19 protein-coding genes are annotated in these 22855 nt (G+C 60.4%); 9 read left to right on the top strand and 10 right to left on the bottom strand.

Translation table 11 applies throughout. From position 1 onward, the window contains the following. Window positions 1-13 precede the first annotated feature (13 nt). Complete coding sequence (locus tag ACGLHT_RS08295; RefSeq protein ID WP_075045444.1) at window positions 14-970, top strand: aliphatic sulfonate ABC transporter substrate-binding protein; 957 nt, start codon at window positions 14-16, stop codon at window positions 968-970. Window positions 971-1038: 68 nt separating this feature from the next. Here ACGLHT_RS08295 and ACGLHT_RS08290 read toward each other — a convergent pair whose 3' ends face one another. From ACGLHT_RS08290 to ACGLHT_RS08270, 5 genes are all read right to left on the bottom strand, one after another. Next, window positions 1039-1530, bottom strand: coding sequence for a GNAT family N-acetyltransferase (locus ACGLHT_RS08290; RefSeq protein ID WP_274119938.1), 492 nt, complete (start codon window positions 1528-1530; stop codon window positions 1039-1041). A gap of 299 nt (window positions 1531-1829) precedes the next feature. Further along, window positions 1830-3095, bottom strand: coding sequence for an MFS transporter (locus tag ACGLHT_RS08285; RefSeq protein ID WP_025339453.1), 1266 nt, complete (start codon window positions 3093-3095; stop codon window positions 1830-1832). 33 nt (window positions 3096-3128) lie between these two features. Then, window positions 3129-4199, bottom strand: a complete 1071-nt coding sequence (locus ACGLHT_RS08280; RefSeq protein WP_274119937.1) for a sugar phosphate isomerase/epimerase — start codon at window positions 4197-4199, stop codon at window positions 3129-3131. 112 nt (window positions 4200-4311) lie between these two features. Then, window positions 4312-5817, bottom strand: coding sequence for a PLP-dependent aminotransferase family protein (locus ACGLHT_RS08275; RefSeq protein ID WP_274119936.1), 1506 nt, complete (start codon window positions 5815-5817; stop codon window positions 4312-4314). Window positions 5818-6203: 386 nt separating this feature from the next. Next, window positions 6204-6725, bottom strand: coding sequence for an SRPBCC domain-containing protein (locus ACGLHT_RS08270; RefSeq protein ID WP_274119935.1), 522 nt, complete (start codon window positions 6723-6725; stop codon window positions 6204-6206). An 87-nt stretch (window positions 6726-6812) separates the two neighbouring features. On the opposite strand from ACGLHT_RS08270, the gene ACGLHT_RS08265 reads away from it, so the two are divergent. The 3 genes from ACGLHT_RS08265 to ACGLHT_RS08255 all read left to right on the top strand — a co-directional run bounded on the left by ACGLHT_RS08265 (window position 6813) and on the right by ACGLHT_RS08255 (window position 11582). Continuing rightward, on the top strand, window positions 6813-7718 hold the full coding sequence (locus tag ACGLHT_RS08265; protein WP_274119934.1) for a LysR family transcriptional regulator: 906 nt from the start codon (window positions 6813-6815) through the stop codon (window positions 7716-7718). A gap of 302 nt (window positions 7719-8020) precedes the next feature. Then, window positions 8021-8257 carry a hypothetical protein gene (locus ACGLHT_RS08260; RefSeq protein WP_337993816.1) on the top strand — a complete coding sequence of 79 codons (237 nt, stop codon included), beginning with the start codon at window positions 8021-8023 and terminating at the stop codon, window positions 8255-8257. Between the two features lie 772 nt (window positions 8258-9029). Then, complete coding sequence (locus tag ACGLHT_RS08255) at window positions 9030-11582, top strand: EAL domain-containing protein (protein ID WP_274119932.1); 2553 nt, start codon at window positions 9030-9032, stop codon at window positions 11580-11582. A gap of 22 nt (window positions 11583-11604) precedes the next feature. Here ACGLHT_RS08255 and ACGLHT_RS08250 read toward each other — a convergent pair whose 3' ends face one another. Continuing rightward, on the bottom strand, window positions 11605-12519 hold the full coding sequence (locus tag ACGLHT_RS08250; protein WP_137164192.1) for a LysR family transcriptional regulator: 915 nt from the start codon (window positions 12517-12519) through the stop codon (window positions 11605-11607). Window positions 12520-12718: 199 nt separating this feature from the next. Between ACGLHT_RS08250 and ACGLHT_RS08245 the strand changes: the two genes are divergently transcribed. The 4 genes from ACGLHT_RS08245 (at window position 12719) to hutH (ending at window position 16979) form a co-directional block, all read left to right on the top strand. Further along, complete coding sequence (locus tag ACGLHT_RS08245) at window positions 12719-13687, top strand: ABC transporter substrate-binding protein (RefSeq protein WP_015270114.1); 969 nt, start codon at window positions 12719-12721, stop codon at window positions 13685-13687. Window positions 13688-13762: 75 nt separating this feature from the next. After that, window positions 13763-14614: a proline/glycine betaine ABC transporter permease gene (locus ACGLHT_RS08240; RefSeq protein ID WP_137164191.1), complete on the top strand. Its 852-nt coding sequence runs from the start codon at window positions 13763-13765 to the stop codon at window positions 14612-14614. After that, a complete protein-coding gene (locus ACGLHT_RS08235) occupies window positions 14611-15444 on the top strand; it encodes a glycine betaine/L-proline ABC transporter ATP-binding protein (protein WP_081742278.1) in 834 nt (277 codons plus the stop codon). The genes ACGLHT_RS08240 and ACGLHT_RS08235 overlap by 4 nt, the downstream gene beginning before the upstream one ends. Before the next feature lie 11 nt (window positions 15445-15455). Beyond that, complete coding sequence (gene hutH, locus ACGLHT_RS08230; protein WP_038408167.1) at window positions 15456-16979, top strand: histidine ammonia-lyase; 1524 nt, start codon at window positions 15456-15458, stop codon at window positions 16977-16979. 87 nt (window positions 16980-17066) lie between these two features. Here hutH and ACGLHT_RS08225 read toward each other — a convergent pair whose 3' ends face one another. Beyond that, entirely contained in the window at window positions 17067-17924 is an 858-nt protein-coding gene (locus ACGLHT_RS08225; RefSeq protein ID WP_137164819.1) for an SDR family oxidoreductase, read from the bottom strand. 198 nt (window positions 17925-18122) lie between these two features. On the opposite strand from ACGLHT_RS08225, the gene ACGLHT_RS08220 reads away from it, so the two are divergent. Then, the gene (locus ACGLHT_RS08220; protein ID WP_137164818.1) at window positions 18123-19475 is read left to right on the top strand and encodes a sodium:proton antiporter; all 1353 of its coding nucleotides are present in this window, start codon (window positions 18123-18125) and stop codon (window positions 19473-19475) included. 90 nt (window positions 19476-19565) lie between these two features. Here ACGLHT_RS08220 and ACGLHT_RS08215 read toward each other — a convergent pair whose 3' ends face one another. The 3 genes from ACGLHT_RS08215 to ACGLHT_RS08205 all read right to left on the bottom strand — a co-directional run bounded on the left by ACGLHT_RS08215 (window position 19566) and on the right by ACGLHT_RS08205 (window position 22836). Then, entirely contained in the window at window positions 19566-19784 is a 219-nt protein-coding gene (locus ACGLHT_RS08215) for a general stress protein (protein ID WP_003256807.1), read from the bottom strand. Window positions 19785-19983: 199 nt separating this feature from the next. Continuing rightward, window positions 19984-21309, bottom strand: a complete 1326-nt coding sequence (locus ACGLHT_RS08210; RefSeq protein WP_274119931.1) for an SDR family oxidoreductase — start codon at window positions 21307-21309, stop codon at window positions 19984-19986. 225 nt (window positions 21310-21534) lie between these two features. Then, window positions 21535-22836: an Nramp family divalent metal transporter gene (locus tag ACGLHT_RS08205; protein WP_137164189.1), complete on the bottom strand. Its 1302-nt coding sequence runs from the start codon at window positions 22834-22836 to the stop codon at window positions 21535-21537. Window positions 22837-22855: the final 19 nt, after the last annotated feature.

Here is a 22855-nt window from a genome sequence, read left to right as displayed (position 1 = left end):
CGGAGACCTCTACATGTCCTTCAAACCCCTGCGCCAGCTTGGCCTGGCGCTGCTGGCCAGCGCCTTGCTGCCGAGCCTCGCCAGCGCCGAACAGACCCTGCGCATCGGCTACCAGAAATCCTCGACCCTGCTGACCCTGCTCAAGGCCCGCGGCAGCCTCGAACAACGCCTGCAGGCCGAGGGCATTCGCGTCAGCTGGCACGAGTTCCCCAGCGGCCTGCCATTGCTGGAGGCGCTGAACCTGGGCAATGTCGACCTGTCCGCAGATGTTGCCGACACCGTACCGGTGTTCACCCAGGCTGCCGGTGCCAGGCTCACCTACTTCGCCCGGGAGACGCCATCGCCAACGGCCCAGGCCATCCTGGTGCCCGCGGACTCGCCACTCAGGACCCTGGCCGACCTCAAGGGCAAGCGCGTGGCGGTGACCAAGGCGGCTGGCAGCCACTACCTGCTGATCCAGGCCCTGGCCAAGGCCGGGCTGACCTTCAAGGACATCACCCCGGCCTACCTGATCCCTGCCGACGGCCGCGCCGCCTTCGAGAACCACAAGGTCGATGCCTGGGTAACCTGGGACCCTTACGTGGCCAGCGCCCAGCGCCAGCAGAACGCCCGCATCCTGGCCGATGGCAGCGAACTGGCCAGCTACCAGCGCTACTACCTGGCCAGCAGCGACTATGCCCAGGCTCACCCCGAGGTGCTGCAGCAGGTGTACCAGGCCCTGCGTGAGGCAGGTGTCTGGACCAAGGCCAACCCGGCGGCCGCAGCACGCATCCTCGGGCCGTTGTGGGGCAACCTGGACAGTGCCACGGTGCAGCAGGCCAATGCCCGGCGCAGCTACGACGTGCAGCCGGTGAAGCCGGAGAACCTGGCCGAACAGCAGCGCATCGCCGATGCGTTCTACCGCGAGGGACTGTTGCCCAAGGCGGTGGATGCCAAGGCGGTGAGCTTGTATCAGCCGGTTGCAGACTAGCGTGGGTAGTCTGTTTGGTTTGTTCTGTCTTGTTTTCAATGTCCGCTTTCGGGCGAAAGCGGTAACTATCAACTAATGGATTTGGCCATTTCCGACGTTCCAGTCCAACCGGTTTGCTCATAGACCGGTTTACCCGTCTCGGTTGCGTGCAGGACAGCGAAGGTGATGCCTCGGCGAGCGAACTCGGCGTCGGCTGCCTGCATCAAGGCTGAAGCCAGGCCACGGCGGCGATAGGCCGGCTGGACGAACACATTCAGCACGTACCCACGCTTGTCCAGGGTCGGGTGCGATGGATGGGGAGGCCAATCAATGCTCATCAAGCCAATGGCTGCGACAGGTTGGTCGCCATCAAGGAGCTTGAAACCGTAGTACCGACCGTCACCGAGCCGCTCTTCCAGCCATGGGCGAAAGTGCTGAGTCATGACTTGCAGTTTTTCAGGGTCGCCACCCGCCTCGAGAAACATCTTCTGGCGATGCGAGCAGATCATTTCTGCGTCAGCGGGCCCGACAGGCCGGCACTCCAAGCCTGAAAACTCTCCACATCCTTGTAGGTCGATCATCGTTTATCCCGTGTCAGTGGCCGATTCATGGAAAGGCAGCCTATGGCACCTTCAGGCCTGTTTGCAATGGCTGACGATCGACCTTGGCAAGCCACTCAGCTTTTGTCATCTCTCCTGGAACTGCACATAACTCATTGAATCAGCGGGGCCCATGTAGGAGCGGCCTTGTGTCGCGATGGGGCGCGCAGCGGCCCCGGCAATTTCAACTGTTGCGCATCATTCCTGGGGCCGCGATGCGGCCCTTTCGCGACACAAGGCCGCTCCTACAGGTACAGCGACAACCTCGAGAGCAACGATGATCAGGCTTGTACCGCGTTGACCCCGCCAGTGGGCATGGATTTTTTGCGCACCGCTTGATAGAGAAGGCTGGACACCATGAAGCCCACGATGGCCAGTATGCTCATCAAGGTGAACACATAGTTGTAGCCCTGTTGACCAGGGAAGTGGTCGAGGAGCGCGCCATAGATGACGTAGGCAAACATGCCGGGGGCATAGCCGATCAGGCAACCGATGCCGAAGGCCGAGCCGGTGATGTGCTGGGGAATGCCGACTTCGCCCATGGGTGCCCAGAACACGCCGCGCATCGAGAACACAATCAGGGCGAAGGACAGGGTGGCCGCCATTCCCGCATAGATGAAGCCCGGGCTTTTTGGAATCAGCATGATCACGCCCATCAACGGCAGTAACGCCAGGAATGCCCACTTCAGGTAACGGCTGGTGCTCTTGAACTGCTTGTCGGCAATGAAACCACCGGCAGGCCCGCCGAGGATTTTCAGGAAGTACTGGTTGATGATGCCGTAGGCGCCTACCAACGCCACGGGCAACCCGTACATTTCCTTGAGGTAGGGAATGAAATAGGTCAGGCCGCAGTAGACGATGTAGACCATGAACACGTTGAGACTGACCAACCAGATGCCGGGTACCTTGATCGCCTCCATCAGGTTCGCCAGACCGTTTTTCGGCTTGGCGGCCGATTGCGCGTTACCGCCCTTGAGCAGGAGCCAGGTCAGGGTGCCGGCCAGAATGTCGATGACCGAGTAGAACAGGATCGCCGACTTCAGGCCGGTTTCCCCCGAGCCCATGGCGACGAACACGCCCAGTGCGGAAAAGGCCACCAGCGTATCCACAACGCCACGCCCGCCTTCCAGCAGGCCGAACAACCGGCCTTGCTCCTGATCGTCACCCAGATTACGGATGGCTTTGAGCAGCGATGGCCAGAACAGGCAGTCGGCACAGACGGCCAACAGACTGAACACGATCAGCAAGCTGCTGAAGGGCGGAAAGGTTGCCAGGTACAACCCAAGAGCTCCGGTCCCGATCAGGCCGAGGGGGATCAGTTTGCGCGTGTCATAGCGATCGGCGAGCAGGCCGCCAACCACAAACAGTGCAGTCGCGATGATTGCGTTGGCACTCAACAGCACGCCGATTTCAGTGTGGCTCAGGCCCATGAATTCCTGCATGGGGACATAGAAGGCGTCCTTGAGGTTCGCCAACTTGTAAATGGTGCCGCCACCGAGGATGAGAATCAGGAGTCTGAGCCATTTGGCCTTGTTTTGAGTTGTCATTATTGTTCTCCGGGCGTAATCGGGTCGTCAGGTTCAGGCGTTGGAAGGGGTGGCCAGGGTCAGTTCAGCCAAGGTGCGCAGTTCGCCCAGCAAGCGTCGGACATAGGCCACCTGATTGTTCGCCCAGCGGTGTTCGTCGGCCAGCATGCGCTCGAGCGAGTAGCCTTTCGGGAGCGGCGTTTCGCTCATCTCCCGGTAAGCAATGAATGGATCGGCCGCTTCAAGGCTCTGCCGGAAGGCCGGGGCCACGTAGTGATTTTCCTGCTCGAGAATGAACGCGATCACCTGTGGGGTTGCTTCGCCCAGCATCAACAGTTCGAACAGCATGCGGGCGCTGGGCAGGTCGTCTTCGTCGCTGCCTTGCAATACGCCGTAATGGCCGAAGCCGTTTTGTTCGGGGACGATGCGTACGCCCTTGAGGTGAGCCTGGCGGATGTACGGCGCCAGGTTGTGCAGGGCCTGCAGGGGCTGTTCGCAGGCATTGATCATGTTGCCGAAGTCGAACAGGGCATGCAGGCGAGGGTGGTTGAGACGGTTGAGCAACTGCGCGATTTCGCTGCTCTTGAGTTCTTCATGCTGCTCGAAGTCAAAGTACAGATCGTTGGCGTCGGCCTGTTGTGCGAGGTAGTGCAGGTCGGTCTCGATCACGTCCATCACCCGCGACAGCGTGCCCTCGTAACGTGAGTAGACACGGATGTTGCGCACCCCCAGGGCCTTGGCGATGGCGATCACCTGGTCGACATCCTTTTTCAGCGTGCTGCTGATTTCCAGGTGCACATCCAGCCCCAGCGCCTTGGCCTTGCTGGCAAACGCCTGGAGCTGCTCTGGCGACATCTGGCTCAGGCTGTTTTCCTCGCCGTCGAGCAAGTGCAGGCTCAGGCCTTGCAGCTCGTGGCGATAGGCGAAGTCCAGCAGGTCGGCGGGGGTGACACGACCGTGGGTGAGGTTGGTCAGCAGCGGGTAGGCGTGGGCAAACAGGCGCAATTGCCCGAGACGCTCAAGCAACCGCTGGGCCAGTGCTTCGGTCAGCACTGGAGCAGCTACGTGTTCGACCACCTTGTGGCTCAGCAAGGCGTTGAATCGTTCCTGGATCTTGTTGTTCATTAGAGTCGTTCCTGGTTCAGACTCCGGGTCTACCGGCGCAGCCTTTATCGCGCCAGTCAGGAACTCTCGATAGATCCATTATCAACTAATTGATAAGGCCACTTGCCTCGCATCAAGTGGCTGGCGGAAGGTAACCCAGCGTGCGCAAGGCCTGGGCCAGCTCCTCGACACGCTCCCGGGCCTGCTTTTCTGGCGTGCCGGCAAAGCCGATCAACAGGGCCGGCGGCAGGTCATGCTTGATGCGGTAGTCGCTCAAGGCGTAGGTGTGAATGTTGTGTCGGGCCAGTTGCCGGGCGATTTCAGTGTCACTGAGTTCGGGGGGCAGCCAGGCGATCAGGTGCATGCCGGCATCCGTCGGAGTAATCCTGAAAAAGCTGCCGATCTGCTTTTCAAGTTGTTCGATCAATGCCTGCTGGCGCGCCTTGTACAGTGCACGCATGCGGCGGATGTGCCCCAGGAAGTGGCCTTCGCTCATGAAATCCGCCGTTGTGGCCTGAAGCAGTGTGGGCGGGCTACGATCCATGACCGCGCGCAGGGTGCAGAAGGGCTCGACCAGAGCCTGCGGCAGAATCACGTAACCCAGTCGCAGTGACGGAAAGAGCACTTTGCTGAACGTGCCGACGTAGATCACCCGGGCCATCTGGTCCAAGGCATACAGTGCCGGGAGAAGTCGACCACTGTAGCGAAACTCGCTGTCGCAATCGTCCTCGATGATCCAGCTCTGATGCTGCGCAGCCCAGTCGATGAGTGCCTGGCGCCGCACATAACTCAGGGTGACACCCAAAGGATGCTGACGCGAAGGCGTACAAAATACCAGGCGTGCATCAGGGCACTCGGCAAGGCCTTGCTGGACATCGATCCCCTGTTCGTCAATACGCAACGGAATGATCTTGGCCCCTTGGGCTTGCAACGCAATTCGCGCGGCGATGTGCCCAGGGTCTTCCATCCAGACACTGTCCTGCGGATTGAGCAGCAGCATGCCCAGCAGGTTGAACGCTTGCTGCGCGCCGGAAACGATCACCACTTGCTCGGCATTGCAGTCGATACCTCGCGCATCGAAGACGTATTCGGCAATCGCTGTGCGAAACGCCTGCAAACCTTGCAACTCGCCATAACCCAGAATCGCCTTGGTCGGCTTGAGCAAATGACGGTTCATCAGGCGCCGCCAGATGGCTTGCGGAAATTCTTCATAGGTGCTGTGACTGGGCAGGAAGGAGGTCGGCGTCGCGGGATCCCAGTCGGCATAGGACACCCCGCGAAAATGATCGCTGCGCAGCGACAGCATCGACTGGCTCAGTTCGGACAGGCGCGGTGGCTGGCGCGGTTGCTCGTCCTCGATACTCCGGTTTTCCCACTCAGTACCGACATACGTACCTGCACCCGTGCGCGAGGCCAGGAAGCCTTCGGCAATCAACTGATCGAAAGCATTGAGGATGGTGATCCGCGACAGCCCCAACTCGATGCTCAAGGTCCGGGTCGACGGCAGGCGCACGCCCCCCTGAATTCTGCCGTTGAGTATCTGTTTGCGAATCTGCAGATACAGCTGGCGGTACAGGGGTATGGCACTGGCACGGTCCAGTTCGATAGCCGACAGCAGCAAACCTGTGGGGGATTTCATGACATGCTCGTCTGGTGAAATGGGACTTGACCTGGAAACCGTCAGGTGACGGGGCTTTCAGGGTAGCGAGCGATACCCGATAAGTCATCCGTCCGGCTTTGATGTCCGGCGCAGCGTCCGTTTTGGGTAGATAGTGGCCAGTCGCGAATGGCTGCAAGCGACCCAAAGCGGACATCTGTGACCGGGGCCGCTTCGCGGCCCATCGCCGGCAAGCGCGGCTCCCACAGGTACAGCGCATGCCTGAAGGCTGGTGATATTCCTGTGGGAGCCGGCTTGCCGGCGATGAGGCCGGTACTGACAACAGAGCTTTGGATCAGTGTCCGCTCTGGGTCGAAAGCGGTCACCCTCGACCAGCATCCGACCTTCTGTGGCCGCTCACCCACTACTTACACTTGATTCGCTTCCTTGGCTTCACGTGCAGCGTTTACCAATCCATCCAGCCAGTCTTGGTGGCCGTTGATCATCGGATTGGGCTTAGCGTGGGCCAGTTCCAGGGCAGGCTTACCTCTCTGGGTTTCCTGGGTGAGGATTCGCACTCGACCATGCGACAGATCTTCAATGAGCCATGCATGGTGCACGTCCAATCGTGTATCGCCTTCGCCGGCCCAACCATGCCAGGCAATCCGGCCTGGAGAGCTTGAGGTGGGAGGTATATGTTCATTGCACTGGGCTTCGACTGGAAAGCCGAAGGTCTCAAAGTAAAAACGCACCCCCACATTCAGGTGGGGCTCCGCATGATCGTGGAAAGTGACATTTGCTGAGTTGCTGTAGTAAGTGGGCCATTTGGCCGCCTGGCTCAGCAGCGGCCAGATGTCCGAGGCGGTCAAGCCGGCGACGATCACCTCATTGGAGGCGAAATTTTCGGTGAGACCGGGCAAATAGCCTTCTGGCCAGATTATCTCGTTCATGGGGTATGGCGCCTGTCGTTGTGGATTCAGTTCAGGATGGGTGCTAGCTTGAAATAACTCCAATCGAGATGATTTATCCATAGCATCATGGAATCTGATATCAGAAAGCTGGACCTCAACTTGCTCAGAGCCTTGGACGCCTTGCTCGATGAGCGCAGCGTGACCCGGGCAGCTGATCGCCTGGCACTTACCCAACCGGCCGTAACCGGAATGCTTAACCGACTGCGTGAAAGCTTCAACGACCCGCTTTTCGTCAGGGCACAACGCGGTATCGTGCCGACACTGCGTGCAGAGCAACTGGCGTTGCCGATCAAGCAGCTGCTAGCCGATGTGGCGGGTATGCTTCAGCCCCAAGCGTTCGATCCGCAGACGGCTGAACTGACCATCAAGCTCGCATCAACTGACTATGCGTTGCGAGCAATCGTGGTTCCGTTCCTAAGCGCCCTCCGCGAACGAGCGTCGAACATACGGATTTCTGTGCTTCCGATCGACGATCAAGCGCTTCAATTCCAACTGGAGCGCGGTGATGTCGACCTAGCGCTGGTAGCCAATGGCGCAGCGGCTCCTGACCTCCATGTCAAACCGCTATTTGATGAGAGCTACGTGTGCGTGATGCGCGCGGATCATCCAGATTCCACATCATCGCGGATTTCGCTGACGCGCTTTTGCGCTTTGGACCATGTGTTGGTATCACCATCGGGAGGGGGCTTCCATGGCGTTACCGACGAAGCGCTGAGGAAAATTGGAAAGTCTCGGCGAGTCACCGTCTCGGTTACGAGCTTCCTGGTGCTGCCGGAGATCTTGATGGCCAGCGATTTGATAGCCGTGGTGCCTCGGCGGCTGGCCATCCGCAACCCTGGACTCACGATTGTGGAGCCGCCTGTCGAGATCCCCGGCTTCTGCAAAATGCTGGCCTGGCATGAGAGAACCCATCGGGACGCAGGCCATCGATGGATACGCACCCTCATGTCGGAGACCGTCAAAATCCTTTAACGAACCGCCGCATTCAGCAACGTGGGCAGGTGGGAATAAGAAGTTGTCGTGTGCCTCGAGGGGCGTTTCACGCATCCACGGCAAGTATGGCGGCTGTGCGTGGGGCGCCTCCGTGCGCGCCGGTTTCCTTGATTCCCGGTTGACCAACCCGCGTACAGTCGCCACCCATTCGTTTGGTCACGTTGTGTGGCGGCTCCAGTGAATCAAGGAGCGACACAATGACAAAAGGCTTACCCGATCCTCCCGTACGCGCCACCACGGCGTCCTCCAGTTTCTCCACGTGCGAATGCAGCCATCCACCGTTGTTTGCCGTGCGTTCTGGGGTGGACTACGAAGATGCGCTGGTGCATCTGTCCACGCTGCTCAAAGGCGCGTTTGCGACCAATCTCAAGGCACTGGAGCTGGCCAAGGGGACCTGTCGTGATCTGTTGTTGAGTAACGAAAATGGGCTGGATTCGGCCAAGGCGGTGGTGGAAGCGTTGCTGGATGGGGTGGAGAGGCAGCAGCTGGTTGGGCAGAAGACAGTGCCGGGTGTCTGACGAGCGTTTGGGCTTTGTTTGACTCAAGCGGTAGCCGTGATTGACCTCGAGGGCCCCTTCGCGGGTGAACCCGCTCCCACAGGTTCAGCGCCAACTCGAAGCCCGCGCAGTACCTGTGGGAGCGGGCGCGCCCGCGAAGCAGACGACGCGGTGGATGGCACCGGCTTGGCCGGTGTTCGCGGGCATGCCCGCTCCCACAGGTGCCGCGTGATCTCAAGTGCGGCGCCGTCCCAGTGGGGTTTACCCGCGAATGGGGCGGTGCCGGGTGTCTGGCGGGCGTCTGGGTTTTGTTGAAATCCAGCGGCAGCCGTGATTGACCTCGACGGCCTCTTCGCGGGTGAACCCGCTCCCACAGGTTCTGCGTCAACTCGAAGCCAGCGCAGTACCTGTGGGAGCGGGCGCGCCCGCGAAGCAGACGACGCGGTGGATGGCACCGGCTTTGCCGGTGTTCGCGGGCATGCCCGCTCACAGGTACCGCGTGATCTTAAATGCGACGCCGTCCCTGTGGGAGCGGGTTTACCCGCGAAGCAGGCGCCGCGGTGGATGGCACCGGCTGTGCCGGTGTTCGCGGGTAAACCCGCTCCCACAATGATCGCCGTTGGGCAAAACGACAGTTATGGGTCGTTATCCGCGGTACGCACCAGAACCGTTATCCAACCTGGCCCGTATCAGGCTTTAGGTTGCCTTTCGCCAACCACCGATCGTCAGCTCCATCGACCTCCAAGCCTGCCGCCCGGTCAACCGGGAGACCCTAGGCCGCGATGGTGAACCAATGGACGTCTTTGCTGACAATGAAATGTCGACCCGCAGTGATGTGGTCGGGCAACTGATCGTGGCGTTTTCCCTGATTCTGCTGTTGGCCTTGTTGCTGGGGCTGTTCTCCCTCTACCGCCTCGCCGGGGCACTGGACGCCCGAGAAGTGGAGCAAAGCCGCTTCTATGCAGAATCCGCGATGGCCCAGTTGCAGAAGAATGACAAGACGTTCCTGCTGACCCATGCCAACTGGCAGGCCGCCTATGATCACTTGGGCGGGCAGGTCGATGCACATTGGGCATACGACGAGGACAATGTCGGCGCCACGCTCTATACCTCCGACGGGTACGAAGGCGTATATGTGCTCGATGACGACGGTACACGGTACGCAATACTGGACGGTAAGCTCAGCCAGCAGGGCCTTGAGCAGCATACCGTCAGTGCCGGCAAGATCCTGCAGGAGGCTCGACAAGCAGCGCTGCACGATCAGGCGTCTTCAGGCTATCTGGTCTTTCGTGGCCAGCCGGCGGTGTACGTCGCTGCACTGATCCGCCCGCAGACCCAGCCGGCCCGCCCGCCGGGACCCACTGCGGTGTTGGTGTTCATTCGGGTTCTGTCGCCACAGGTGCTCTTGCCGCTGGGCCAGGCTGCGGGGCTGTCCGGCCTGGCCGTGGGCGATTCGGCCGATCAGCGCCAAGGGCGCGGTGCCTTGCCACTCGAAGGCAGCGGCCACACCTTGACATGGGATATACCGCAGCCCGGCACCGAACTGATCCACACGGTAATCGCGCCCTTGGCTATCGCCGTTCTGTTCATCGCACTGAGCATGGCATTGTTTGCACGCTATGCGATCCGCGCCAGCAGCAGGATCGATCGCAGCCACCGTGCTCTGGTGACTTCCAGGGTCGCCCTGCAATCAAGTGAAGAGCGCTTCAAGGCAGTGGCCGAAGCTGCCTCGGACTGGATCTGGGAAACGGATGTGCTCCTTCGCCTGACCTACCTTTCGGACCGGTTCACCGAACTCACCGGGCACCCCGTCGAAGCGTGGCGACAGCGCCCGATTACCGAGTTGCTGTCGTGTGATACCAGCAACCTCCGGACCTCGCTGCACAGCCTGGCAGCGACAGGCTCCTCCGGCACGCTGCGCTGCCAGTACCAGGACCATCTAGGCCAGCAGCGTATCTGCAGGATCGCCTCTCGCGCGATCGTGGCCGAGGGCGTGTGTACCGGCTTTCGTGGCACGTGCAGCGACATCACCGACGAAGTCGCCGCCCATGCCCAGATTCAGCACCTCTCCTTGCACGACGCCCTGACCGGCCTGCCGAATCGCAACAAGCTGTTCCGTTTCCTCGAACAATCAGCCCCTGGCGCTGAGCTACCCCAGGTGGCGCTGCTGATGCTCGATCTGGACAACTTCAAGCCAATCAACGACAGCCTTGGGCATCCGGCCGGCGACGCGGTGCTGCTCGAGGTAGCGAGCCGCCTCGGTCATGTTACCCGCGACAGTGATCTGGTCGCCCGTCTGGGAGGCGATGAGTTCATCGTCGTGCTGACCCGGCCAGGCGATCACCAGGACATGGACCGCTTCTGCATGCGCGTGATCGAGGCGATCAAACGCCCCATTCAGGTCGAAGGGCATGTCGTGCAAGTGGGGGTAAGCCTGGGTGTAGTGCTGTCGGCCGAGTACCCTGGTACGGCGAGCGACCTGATCCGGCACGCCGACGTGGCCCTTTACAGAGCCAAGCAGGCGGGCAAGAACACCTGGCGATTCTTTTCGGCACAGATGAACGCAGCATTGATGGAGAAGCGTGTGCTGGAAAGCGAGCTGCGCGAGGGCATACCGCGTGGCGAGCTGGTGCTGCATTTTCAGCCGCGCTTCAAGGTCGATGGGGTCTCGATCGCATCGGCCGAGGCCCTGGTGCGCTGGCAACACCCGCGCCTGGGCCTGCTCCGCCCGGATCGTTTCATCCCGCTTGCCGAAGAGTCCGACCTGATCGTGCTGCTTGGCAACTGGGTGCTGCAGGAAGCCTGTACCAAGGCGCGGGGCTGGCCGCAGGCGGTGATGGTCTCGGTCAACATGTCGCCGGCCCAGTTCAGCCGCAGCGATGTGGTTCGCGACGTCGGCAACGCGTTGCGCGCCACCGGGCTGCCAGCCCACCGCCTGGAGCTGGAAATTACCGAGAACGTCATGCTCAACGATGTCGAAGGCGCACTGCACACCATGCTTGCACTGAAGGAGCTGGGCGTGCTCCTGAACATGGATGACTTCGGGACCGGTTACTCCTCGTTGGGCTACCTGCGTACCTACCCGTTCGACAGCATCAAGATCGACAAGCGTTTCGTGCAGCACCTGGGCAAGAGTGGCAGCGACCGTAGCGTGGTCCAGGCCATCATCAACCTTGGCAATGCAATGGGCATGACGGTGACTGCCGAAGGTGTCGAGACCGCCGAGCAACTGGCCTTGCTCAGCGATGACCAATGCCATGAAGTACAAGGCTTTTTGCTCAGCAAACCGCTGGAAAACGAGGTACTGATGGGGATGATGAAAGACCAGGTATCGTTAGCGCAGTGACGCCTCGCAGAGGAGGGCAGTTTCATTCGGACGCAAACGACGGCCGCTCCGCGAACCATGCCACCGCCAGTTCCTTGAAAGCCTCAGCCGAAGGCGTCAGCGGATAGCGCTGATCATGCGCCAGCACGATGCTGTGCGTTGGCAATTTCTCCTCGGTCGGCCGACACACCAGCGCTTGGCCATCATAGCTGCGGTCACCAAATGGCCGGGTGTAGATCAGTGCCACGCCAAACCCGTTGGCGACCAGGCTACGCTGCATCTCGAAGGTGCGCACGCGGTGCACAGCGGCGGGCGAAAGATCGTAGAAGCTGAACAGGTCCAGCACATGCTGCCAGCTGTGGACCTGATCGGTGACTACCAGGGTGTATTCGGATAGCGCTTTGAGGCTGACGCGCGATTCCTTGGCCAACGGGTGATCGGCAGCCAGCAGTACCTGAGCGGTCAGCTGGCACAGCTGGGTGCATTGAGTGTTCGGCGGCAGACCCAGATCGTAGGTGATCGCCAGCTCTATCGCGCCCTCACTCAGCCGCTTGCCAACATAATCGAAGCTGCCTTCGCGCATATCGACCGTGACCCTCGGGCAGGACTCCTGCATCCGTCGCACGATCTGTGGCAGGCAATAGGGCGCCAGGTCTTCAAAACACCCGACCACCAACTCTCCGACACACTTTCCCGCATTGGCATTGATCTCGGCAAAGGTCCGAGCCTCGCTCAGAACGCGACGGGCCTGGACCATGACGGTACGCCCGAACGGGGTCAGCGATATGCCGAGGCCACGTTGGCGCACGAAAATCGATTGGCCCAGCACCTCTTCCAATTCGCTGATGGCCGCCGAAATGGAGGGCTGTGAAACATGAAGCTCCATGGCGGCAGTCGTCAGGTTCCCGTGCTTGGCCGCTGCGAGCGCGTAGCGCAGTTGTCGCAGTGTGAACTTCATAGGTTTTTCCGTTGTGATACATCAGGACATATTATTTTATCCTTTTTTGAGGTTGTGAAATATTTCCTCTGTGCAGTGGCCACCGATCACAGGTGCCACGCCGATGCCGATTGCAAGGCTGATCAGCCAGTTTGGCGACCCTCTTTGGGCCGGATGCCCTCGACTACTGCAATCCATGTTCTTGTTTGGGAGCGTCACAATGAAAATTACAAAGGCTCTGCTGACCACGACACTATCTTTCGGGCTGCTGGCGGCCGCTGGTGCCAGCCAGGCGGCCGGCTGGTGCGAGTCTGGCAAACCGGTGAAATTCGCCGGATTGAACTGGGAAAGCGGGATGCTGCTCACGGACGTGATGCAGTTCGTGCTGAAAAATGGTTATGGCTGTGAAACCGACAGCTTGCCGGGTAACTCCATCTCCATGGAAAACGCCCTGAGCAGCAACGACATTCAGGTGTTTGCCGAAGAGTGGGTAGGGCGCAGCGAGGTCTGGAACAAGGCTGCGGCCGCCGGCAAGGTCGTTGGCGTCGGCGCACCGGTCGTTGGCGCGGTCGAAGGCTGGTATGTGCCGCGTTACGTGATCGAAGGCGACCCCAAGCGCAAACTCGAAGCCAAGGCACCGAACCTCAAGACCATCGCCGATCTTGGGCAATACGCCCAGGTATTCAAAGACCCGGAAGAACCGGACAAGGGGCGCTTCTACAATTGCCCGGCCGGCTGGACCTGCGAGCTGGACAACAGCGAGATGCTCAAACACTACGGCCTGGAAAGCAGCTACACCAACTTCCGCCCGGGCACCGGCCCGGCACTGGATGCCGCCGTGCTGTCGAGCTACAAGCGTGGCGAGCCGATCCTGTTCTACTACTGGTCGCCGACGCCGCTGATGGGCCTGGTCGACCTGGTCAAGCTGGACGAGAAGCCAGGCGTGGATAAATCCCTGACCATCAAAGTGGGCCTGTCTAAGGCCTTCCACGAGCAGGCGCCGGAACTGGTGGCGGTGCTGGAAAAGGTCAATCTGCCGATCGACCTGCTGAACCAGAACCTGGCGCGCATGAGCAAAGATCGCATCGAGTCGCCGGAGCTGGCCAAGTTGTTCCTCAAGGAGCACCCCGAGGTCTGGCACAGCTGGGTCAGCGAAGACGCAGCCAAAAAGGTGGACGCGGCACTCTGAGCGTGTGGGCTCGTCCGGCTCCTGCCGGACAAGGCACGCGACAGTCCGTTTCATGCACTTGCTCGAGAGAATTCCATGTTTCCCAAGAACTTCACGTTTTCCATTGCCGACTGGGTCAATGGCTGGGTCGATGCGCTTGTAACAAACTACGGTGATGTGTTCCGGCACATCTCCGACACCCTGCTGTGGGCCATCGTCAACCTCGAAGGCCTGCTGCGCGCATTGCCCTGGTGGCTGATGCTGGCCATCGTCGCCGGTATCGCCTGGCACGCCACCCGCAAAGTCGTGACCACTGCCGTGATCGTCGGCTTGCTGTTCCTGGTCGGCGCGGTCGGCCTCTGGGACAAGCTGATGCAGACCCTGGCGCTGATGCTGGTCGCAACGCTGATATCGGTCCTGGTCGGCATTCCGCTGGGTGTGCTGTCGGCGCGCAACGATCGCCTGCGGGCGGTGTTGATGCCGCTGCTCGACATCATGCAGACCATGCCCAGCTTCGTGTACCTGATACCGGTGCTGATGCTGTTCGGCCTGGGCAAGGTGCCGGCGATCTTCGCCACCGTCATCTATGCCGCGCCGCCGTTGATTCGCCTGACCGACCTGGGCATTCGCCAGGTGGATGGCGAGGTCATGGAGGCGATCAACGCTTTCGGTGCCAATCGCATGCAGCAACTGTTCGGCGTGCAGCTGCCACTGGCGTTGCCGAGCATCATGGCCGGTATCAACCAGACCACCATGATGGCCCTGTCGATGGTGGTCATCGCCTCGATGATCGGTGCCCGCGGCCTGGGTGAAGACGTTTTGGTCGGCATCCAGACCCTGAATGTGGGCCGCGGCCTCGAAGCAGGCCTGGCCATCGTGATTCTGGCGGTCGTGATCGACCGCATTACCCAGGCCTATGGCCGACCACGGCATGGGGTGGGCAAATGAGCGCCAAACAGACAATGAACAAGATCGAAGTCAAGAATGTCTTCAAGATATTCGGTGCTCGCGCCGAAGATGCCCTGAAACTGATCCGCCAGCAAAAAGCCAAGGATCAGGTCCTGGCCGAAACCGGCTGCGTGGTCGGGGTCAACGATCTCTCGTTGTCCATCGGCAGCGGCGAGATCTTCGTGATCATGGGGCTGTCGGGCTCGGGCAAGTCGACCCTGGTGCGCCACTTCAACCGCCTGATCGACCCGACCAGCGGCCAGATCCTGGTCGATGGCGAAGACATTCTGCAGTACGACATGGAGGCCCTGCGCGAATTCCGCCGGCACAAGATCAGCATGGTGTTTCAGAGCTTCGGCCTGTTGCCGCACCGCACCGTGCTGGACAACGTCGCCTACGGCCTGAAAGTCCGTGGCGAGAGCAAGGCCATGTGCACAGAGCGTGCCCTGCACTGGATCAACACCGTGGGCCTCAAGGGTTACGAAAAGTCGTACCCGCACCAGTTGTCGGGTGGCATGCGTCAGCGCGTCGGCCTGGCCCGCGCCCTGGCTGCCGACACCGACATCATCCTGATGGATGAAGCCTTCAGTGCGCTCGACCCACTGATTCGCGCCGAAATGCAGGACCAGTTGCTGGAGCTGCAGAAGACCCTGCACAAGACCATCGTCTTCATCACGCACGACCTGGACGAGGCGGTGCGTATCGGCAACCGGATTGCCATTCTCAAGGACGGTCGCCTGGTCCAGGTCGGCACACCGAAAGAAATCCTCTACCAGCCTGCGGACGAATACGTCGATCGTTTCGTGCAGCGTCGCGTAGCTTCGCTTTAAGGAACGCGTGTATGTCGTTTGCCGAAAGAATCATCATCGCCGAGGCGCCAGTGCGTTGGCAGGACGTGGTGGCTGTGGCCCGGCATGGCGCGAAGCTTGAGCTGGCCCCATCGGCCTGGGCGCGGATCGAGAACGCCCAGGCGATTGTCCAGCGCATCGTTTCCAGCGGTGACCGCGCCTATGGCGTCAATACCGGGCTTGGCGCCTTGTGCAATGTCTCGTTGCAGGACGAACAACTCAGCCAGCTGTCGCACAACACTTTGCTCAGCCATGCCTGTGGCGTGGGTACGGCGCTGTCGGATGAACAGACCCGGGCGATCATGTGCGCGGCGATCATCAATTTCTGCCAGGGCCGTTCCGGCCTGCAGCGCAAGGTGGTCGAGGCGCTGCTGACCCTGCTCAACCAGCACATCACCCCGCAGGTGCCGAAGCAAGGGTCGGTGGGGTACCTGACCCACATGGCGCATATCAGCATCAGCTTGCTGGGCGTCGGCCAGGTCAGCTATCGCGGCCAGATCATGCCGGCGCAGCAGGCCTTGGCCGAGGTCGGCCTGGCGCCGGTCAAACTGGGTGCCAAGGATGGCCTGTGCCTGGTCAACGGTACCCCTTGCATGACCGGCCTGAGCTGCTTGTCGCTGGACGACGCCACTCGGTTGAGCCAATGGGCGGACGTTATCAGCGCCATGAGCTTCGAGGCCCTGCGCGGCCAGCTTGATGCCTTCGACCCTGAAATCATCGCGATGAAACCGCACCCCGGCATGCAGCGCGTGGGCAGTAACCTGCGGCGCCTGCTCGACGGCAGCGAAATCATTGCCAGCAGCCAAGGCATTCGCACCCAGGATGCCTTGAGCATTCGCTCGATCCCGCAGGTTCATGGCGCCGCGCGCGATCAGCTGGAACACGCTGCGCGGCAGATCGAAACCGAACTCAACTCCACCACCGACAACCCGATGCTGCTGGGTACGCCCGAGTCGTATCGGGTAGTTTCCCAGGCGAATCCGCACGGCCAGTCGGTGGCCATGGCGGCCGACTTGCTGGCTATCGCGGTGGCCGAGATCGGGGCGATTGCCGAGCGTCGTCTCGATCGCCTGATCAACCCGTTGGTCAGCGGCTTGCCGGCCTTCCTGGTCAGCCAGCCGGGGGTGAATTCGGGCATGATGATTGTCCAGTACGTGGCCGCTTCACTGTGTGCGGAAAACCGTCAGCTGGCACAACCGGCAGTCGTCGACAACTACGTCACCTCCGGCCTGCAGGAGGACCATCTGAGCATGGGCACCAATGCCGGGTTGAAGCTGCACCGCGCCCTGGAGAACTGCACGCAGATCCTCGCCATCGAATACCTGTTGGCGGCCCAGGCATTCGAGTTCCTCAAGGAGCAGCGCTTTGGCGCGGGTACCAGCGTTGCTTGGCGGTTGTTGCGCGAACGGGTCCCGGCGTATGCCCAGGACCGTTGGCTGGCACCGGATATCGCCAGCAGCGCATCGATCCTGAAGGATCCGGGCCTGCTTGGCGCTGCATTCCCCGAGCTGCTATGACCGATGCATCCGCGCGCTGTGTAGGCGTTATGGCTGCCGGGTGCCGTACGGGATGCGTCCGTACGGCATGTTTTTCCCAGCAATTTTCTAGAGGATCGGTTTGCCGCCAGTAACTCCGTAACGTGAACCACTGATGTAACTGGCCTCGTCGGAGCCCAGCAATACGTAGATCGGGGCGACTTCCACCGGTTGCCCAGGACGGCCCAACGGTGTTTTCGAACCGAAGTTCCTGACCGCTTCGTCTGGCATGGTGGAGGGAATCAGAGGCGTCCAGATAGGCCCCGGTGCCACGCTGTTCACTCGGATTCCCTTTTTTCCGAGTAGTTGAGCCAAGCCAGCAGTGAAGTTGGCAATCGCACCTTTGGTCGTTGCATAGGCCAGCAAGCTTGGAGAGGGGTCGTCGGAGTTGACCGAGCTCGTATTGATGATCGAACTCCCCTTTGGCATGGAAGCGATTGCCGCCTGGCAGATTCGAAAGATGGCGGTGATGTTGGTATCGAAGGTTTTTACCCATTCATCATCGTCGATTTCTTCCAGGGTTTCGTGGGACATCTGGAACGCCGCGTTATTGACCAGAATGTCGATACGCCCGAACTGTTCGACTGTCTTTTCGACGATGTCGTAGCAGTGCTGTTTCTGCGCCAAGTCCCCTGGCAACAGCAGGCATTGTCGGCCCGCTGCCTTAACCCAGCGCGCTGTTTCTTGCGCGTCTTCATGCTCATTGAGGTAGGCGATGGCAACGTCGGCTCCTTCGCGGGCGTAGGCGATGGCTACCGCCCGGCCGATACCGCTGTCCGCTCCAGTGATAAGTGCAATTTTGCCTTCCAGTCGGTTCTGACCGGTATACGACTGCTCTCCGCAGTCTGGATACGGCTCCATCTTCCGCTGAGAACCGGGGACGTCTTGAGGCTGGGGGGGGAAGGGCGGAGTAGGGAAGTCTCGCACGGTAGTCGCTCCTGCAGTTGAGAACGTTAATACCGGTTTGAAACGATTGGCCCTGGTTTTGTTGGTTTCAATCTGCATTCGGTACGATGAGCGGTGCGGGGTACATTACCCAATGAGTTACGTGCAATGCAGCGGAACGACCTGTTTCGCCAGAAAGTCCAAAATGTAGTCGAAAACTCTTTCAAGGCTTGTGCGCAGATGACCTTCATCGTCTGGTTCGCCATGCTGGGCGCCGTCTTGCTGCTACTGGCGCTCTCATCCTCCTACCTGCGATGGATCCCTGTGACTTCGTCCGTGGTGTGCCTTGCCCTGGGTATCGGCCTGGGCACATCGGGGTTGGGTTTTCTTCATCTGGACCTGAGCAAGGCGAGCGGCTGGATGGAGCACCTCACCGAAGTCGCTGTGCTGTTTTCGCTGTTCTTCAGTGGCTTGAAGTTGCGCCTGCCCTTGCATGACCGCAGATGGTGGTGCGCCTTCTACCTGGCAGGGCCGGTGATGTTGGTCTGCATCGGTGGGGTAACGCTGGTGCTGCATCATGGCCTGAACCTGGGGTGGGGCATATCGGTATTGATCGGGGCGATACTCGCACCCACAGACCCCGTGCTTGCCACCCTGGTACAGGTGGTTGATGCCCGGGATGATGATCCGGTGCGTTTCAGCTTGTCTGGCGAGGCAGGGCTCAACGATGGCGTGGCGTTCCCCTTCGTCATCCTCGGGTTGTTCCTTCAGCAGGATACCGGCCAGGCATGGTTCAGTGACTGGTTGTTCAAGGACATGCTGTGGGCAGTGACCGCAGGCCTGTTGCTTGGTTACTGGATGGGGCGCGGCCTGGGCAAGCTCACGCTCTTTTTGCGCCTGCGCAACGACGACAGTACCGTGTCGCCCAATGACTATCTGGCCCTTGCCCTGATTGCGCTGGCTTACGTGAGCGCCGAGTCGATTCAGGCCTATGGGTTTTTAGCGGTGTTCGCTGCTGGCCTCGGTTTACGCCAGGCAGAGGTTCAGACCTCCAATGGCCCCGAAGAGCCGGCTGCTGAACACCTGGTACAGCCCGTGGTAGGCCACCAGCATGTGGCGCCGGAGATGGCCGTCAAAGGTGATGTGCAAGGCCTCGACGACTCGCAGGTGGCAGCAGGCATCATGTTGGGGGATATGCTGGCTTTCGGCAGCTTGATCGAACGGGCAATGGAGGTGTTTCTGGTGACCATGCTCGGGGTAGTACTCATCGAGCATTGGGACTGGCGGGCCTTGATCGTCGCCGCAGCGCTTTTCCTGCTGATTCGTCCCTTGAGCATCCTCGTGTTTCCGGCTCGAGGAATGCTGGATATCCGGCAGCGTGGGCTATTGGGATGGTTTGGCATTCGAGGAATCGGCAGTTTCTACTATCTGTTCTATGCCCTCAATCACGGGCTGCTTGCCACGTCAGCCGCGCAGAGTATCAACCTGGTTCTATCGGTGGTGGCGCTAAGCATTCTGCTGCACGGATTGAGCGTTCAACCGCTGCTTGCCAGATACGAAGCGTGGAAAGGGCGGCTCACTGCTTCGGTGTAGCTTGAAACCGACGCAGCACGTGTGGTGGCCGCTGCGTTCAATTTGAAAAAAGGCCAGGGCGCCGTGCACCCTGGCCGAACTCATTTCAAGTTAGCGATTTTCGCTACCACGACCGCCGCCGTGACTGTTCTGTCCGCCTTTGCGTCCAGCCTCGGAGGCGCGCTCACGGTCGTTGGCAAAATTGCCCCCAGAGCTCTGGCCGCCTTTGCGACCTGCCTCCGATGCCTTCTCACGGTCATTGGCAAAGTTGCCTGGGTTGTTCTGTGCGGTACCACCTTGGTGGCCACGATTGGATTGGTTGTCAGCCATGATCTTTCACCTCATGTCGTCACACAGGAAAGTCTGTGTTCAACTCGGACGTCAGGCAGGGGGGCGTTTGCTCCACTGCTTTCTGCTCGTCCCGACGGGTTGCGCGAAAGAACCCGTGCGGGCGACTGTGGCGCCACAGAGCTTTGTACGCGAACCTCTGGGGGATTCTGACTTGCGTCGACTTTGACGGCACGGTCGTTCAGCTCCTGCGTCGTGAAAAGGTGATTGCAAGACCTACGATCACTCCAAGCGCCGCTGCGCCGATCAGTACAGGCGTCTTGTCTTTTGATTTCCTCCAGCCCCCATCGATACTCCTCCTGCCACTCGGCGGCTCAAAGAGGTTGCCAGATGATGTTTCGGCTTTGGGACTGCGGTTTATCCCCCGACGCGTCAGCCACCCCGATAACAGGGGCAGGCCTGGTACCAGGTAACTGGCCAGATGCGCCAGGCGGGCTGTGGCACCGACCGTGGTGTGAGCGCGTGGTGAGATTGCGCAGGCCACCATGGCCTTCGCCACAAGTTCGGGATCATATACAGGGCCCGGAGGCGTCAGCGCATGGCCTGTGTAGTTGCCGCCGTCTCGGAAGCCCGGTGTGTCCATGACGGCCGGATAGATATCGCACACGTGGATCTCGGGGAACGCCGTCAATTCCCCTCGCAGCGCCTCAGTCAGCCCACGCAAGCCGAACTTGCTCGCCGAGTACGCGGCTGCATAGGGTTGGGCCACCCAACTGCCCAGTGACAGCGTGTTGATCAGGATGCCGCTGCCTTGGGCCTTGAACAGGGGAAGGGCTACAAAAGCGCCGCGCAGGTAACCCATCAGGTCGGTCTGGATGACCTGCTCGTGGGCCTCCAGTGGTGTTTCCTCGAAATTGCCGACCGCCCCAACGCCGGCGTTGTTGATCCAGATATCGATTCGTCCGTGGCCGAATTCTGCTGCCTGCGCGGCCAGCGCTTGCACCTGGTCGTTGCGGGTGACATCGGTCGTGATCGCTATGGCATCCGTCCCGCAGTCGGTGCATTCGTCCAGGACGTCGAACAACGCTGGTTCATCGCGTGCGGCAAGCACCAAGCGAGCACCCTTGCAGGCAAATGCGTGCGCGGCGGCACGGCCGATACCGCTGGAAGCGCCAGTGATGACCACGACTTTGCCGCGCAGCGGCCCTCTGCTCGGATAGCCCTCTCGGGGCGATTCCCGCTCTTTGCCAGACGTAGTCTGGTCGTCAACTGGCGCGATCGTTTCGCTGGCTTCGATCCGAGAGATTTCAAGAGCGGTGCCGTCGACCAGGGTCAACGTCAGCCCTTCAACCGTGCCAGCCTCCCGGTTCGGAAACACGGGTTCACCCTCGGCATCCACGCTGTCGTAGATGAAACGCGTGCCCTCGATCCAACCCACGGCGGTCAGAAGCTCAGGGCCGAGGTAGTACTTCCCGTCCTGGAAGAAGCCTGGGAACTGATGTGCCCGCTCCACGTTTTCCACGCGATAGCGTTCACCTGATTTCATACCTGTCGCTTGATCGATCATTTTGCGAACCCCTGTAGATCTCGAAAATGTCAGCCTTCTGCTAGGCATCTTTGCGTGATGGATATGCAGGGGAAGCCAAGGTGGGCCGCAAAGTTCAGACCAACAAGTCCGGTGGTACGCTGCGTAGTGTAATGCAGGCAGAAAAATACCGGTCACGCCGGTATCAGGCCGAGGCGCAGCGCCAATCAGCCCTGGCCAACATTGAGCCAGGGCTGTCCGTTACCTTCAGGCGATAAGGTCCACTGCCAGCTGGAAGGCTACCCATAACGCCAGGCCAGTGGCGAAGGCCAGCGCGATGTTTTCGAACCAGTTGTTGCGGTACGCCTTGCCCAGCAGCGATTTCTGGTTGGACATGATCAGCAGGCCCAGCGAGATCACCGGCAGGCCGATGATGTTCAGCGCGCTGACACCGATGGTAAGGCTCACGAAGTCGGGCATACCCGGGATCGACCAGGCCAGTGGCGTCACCAGGATGAACAACATGAACCATTTGTGCATCGGGTCGTTGTGGAATTCCTTTCCATAGCGTTCGCGCCGCTCGGGCTTCACATGCTGGAAAGCGTCGGTGATCAGCATGGGGAACGCAGTGGTCTTGCCAGAAATGCTGGCGAACAAAGTGGCGAATACGCCTACGAAGAAGATGTACCAGCCGATCGGGCCGAAGAACAGTTCCAACGCCTTGCCCAGGTCGCCGAGCGTTTTCACCTCGATGCCGTTGGGCCGCAGGATTTCCGCGCCGACGATCCAGATTGCCAGGTTGATGACGATACCGACGAATACCGCAAACAGCAGGTCGTTGCGCTGGATGCGTTTGTGTTGCGGGCCGACCCAGCCTTTTTCACGCATGACATAGGGGTGCACGAAGTTGGCTACCGAGCCTGCCACGGCACCGATCACCGATACCGCTACCAGCAGTGCACCATGAACGCCTTCATCGGCTGGAATGCTGAAGCCGATGGTGCCTTTGACGATACCCGCCACGTCGGGGCCGGACATCACCGCCAGCGCCAGGAAGGCCAAGGTCATCACCGCCAACAGTAGTTTCATGACCCCTTCGATCATTGCGTAGATGTTGCGCCCCACCAGCATCCACACGGCCAGCACCACGGCCATGGAGCACAGCAGTGGGTAGTCGATCCGCAGCAACATCGCCAGCGCTTCCCCCGCACCCTTGATCATGTAGGCGTTCATCAGGTGCCCCATCAACAGGGCATAGGCCAACATGAACCAGGCGAACACCGGGTGCAGCTGCGCATAGCCCTGCAGAATGGTCATCCCTTGGTTATTGCACAGCTGAAAGCGGGCGATGATGTTTACGATCAGGTATCGGAGCAGGAGCGAAACGGCCAGCACCCACATCATGGCGTAACCATAGTTCGCCCCGGCGACAGATGAGGTTATCAGATCTCCTGCCCCCAACCACGACAGAACCGCGATGACGCCGGGGCCAAGCAATTTGATCAGCTTTGACAGGCGATTTTGAGGGGTTACGGCAGTTTTCCCCTCGACAGAAGGTATGCTCGACATGGTGACTCCATTGTTTTTT

The sequence above is a fragment of the Pseudomonas sp. PsB genome, from assembly GCF_043658375.1.
Taxonomy (GTDB): domain Bacteria; phylum Pseudomonadota; class Gammaproteobacteria; order Pseudomonadales; family Pseudomonadaceae; genus Aquipseudomonas; species Aquipseudomonas putida_Z.
Note: the sequence above shows the minus strand (reverse complement) of the source record. Positions and strands in the feature narration are given on the sequence as shown.

What these genes read in the sequence shown, in the direction of transcription:
- ACGLHT_RS08295 (WP_075045444.1), top strand. Translation starts at nt 14, where the DNA reads ATGTCCTTCAAACCCCTGCGCCAGCTTGGCCTGGCGCTGCTGGCCAGC.
- ACGLHT_RS08290 (WP_274119938.1), bottom strand. Translation starts at nt 1,530, where the DNA reads ATGATCGACCTACAAGGATGTGGAGAGTTTTCAGGCTTGGAGTGCCGG.
- ACGLHT_RS08285 (WP_025339453.1), bottom strand. Translation starts at nt 3,095, where the DNA reads ATGACAACTCAAAACAAGGCCAAATGGCTCAGACTCCTGATTCTCATC.
- ACGLHT_RS08280 (WP_274119937.1), bottom strand. Translation starts at nt 4,199, where the DNA reads ATGAACAACAAGATCCAGGAACGATTCAACGCCTTGCTGAGCCACAAG.
- ACGLHT_RS08275 (WP_274119936.1), bottom strand. Translation starts at nt 5,817, where the DNA reads ATGAAATCCCCCACAGGTTTGCTGCTGTCGGCTATCGAACTGGACCGT.
- ACGLHT_RS08270 (WP_274119935.1), bottom strand. Translation starts at nt 6,725, where the DNA reads ATGAACGAGATAATCTGGCCAGAAGGCTATTTGCCCGGTCTCACCGAA.
- ACGLHT_RS08265 (WP_274119934.1), top strand. Translation starts at nt 6,813, where the DNA reads ATGGAATCTGATATCAGAAAGCTGGACCTCAACTTGCTCAGAGCCTTG.
- ACGLHT_RS08255 (WP_274119932.1), top strand. Translation starts at nt 9,030, where the DNA reads ATGGACGTCTTTGCTGACAATGAAATGTCGACCCGCAGTGATGTGGTC.
- ACGLHT_RS08250 (WP_137164192.1), bottom strand. Translation starts at nt 12,519, where the DNA reads ATGAAGTTCACACTGCGACAACTGCGCTACGCGCTCGCAGCGGCCAAG.
- ACGLHT_RS08245 (WP_015270114.1), top strand. Translation starts at nt 12,719, where the DNA reads ATGAAAATTACAAAGGCTCTGCTGACCACGACACTATCTTTCGGGCTG.
- ACGLHT_RS08240 (WP_137164191.1), top strand. Translation starts at nt 13,763, where the DNA reads ATGTTTCCCAAGAACTTCACGTTTTCCATTGCCGACTGGGTCAATGGC.
- ACGLHT_RS08235 (WP_081742278.1), top strand. Translation starts at nt 14,611, where the DNA reads ATGAGCGCCAAACAGACAATGAACAAGATCGAAGTCAAGAATGTCTTC.
- hutH (WP_038408167.1), top strand. Translation starts at nt 15,456, where the DNA reads ATGTCGTTTGCCGAAAGAATCATCATCGCCGAGGCGCCAGTGCGTTGG.
- ACGLHT_RS08220 (WP_137164818.1), top strand. Translation starts at nt 18,123, where the DNA reads ATGACCTTCATCGTCTGGTTCGCCATGCTGGGCGCCGTCTTGCTGCTA.
- ACGLHT_RS08215 (WP_003256807.1), bottom strand. Translation starts at nt 19,784, where the DNA reads ATGGCTGACAACCAATCCAATCGTGGCCACCAAGGTGGTACCGCACAG.
- ACGLHT_RS08210 (WP_274119931.1), bottom strand. Translation starts at nt 21,309, where the DNA reads ATGATCGATCAAGCGACAGGTATGAAATCAGGTGAACGCTATCGCGTG.
- ACGLHT_RS08205 (WP_137164189.1), bottom strand. Translation starts at nt 22,836, where the DNA reads ATGTCGAGCATACCTTCTGTCGAGGGGAAAACTGCCGTAACCCCTCAA.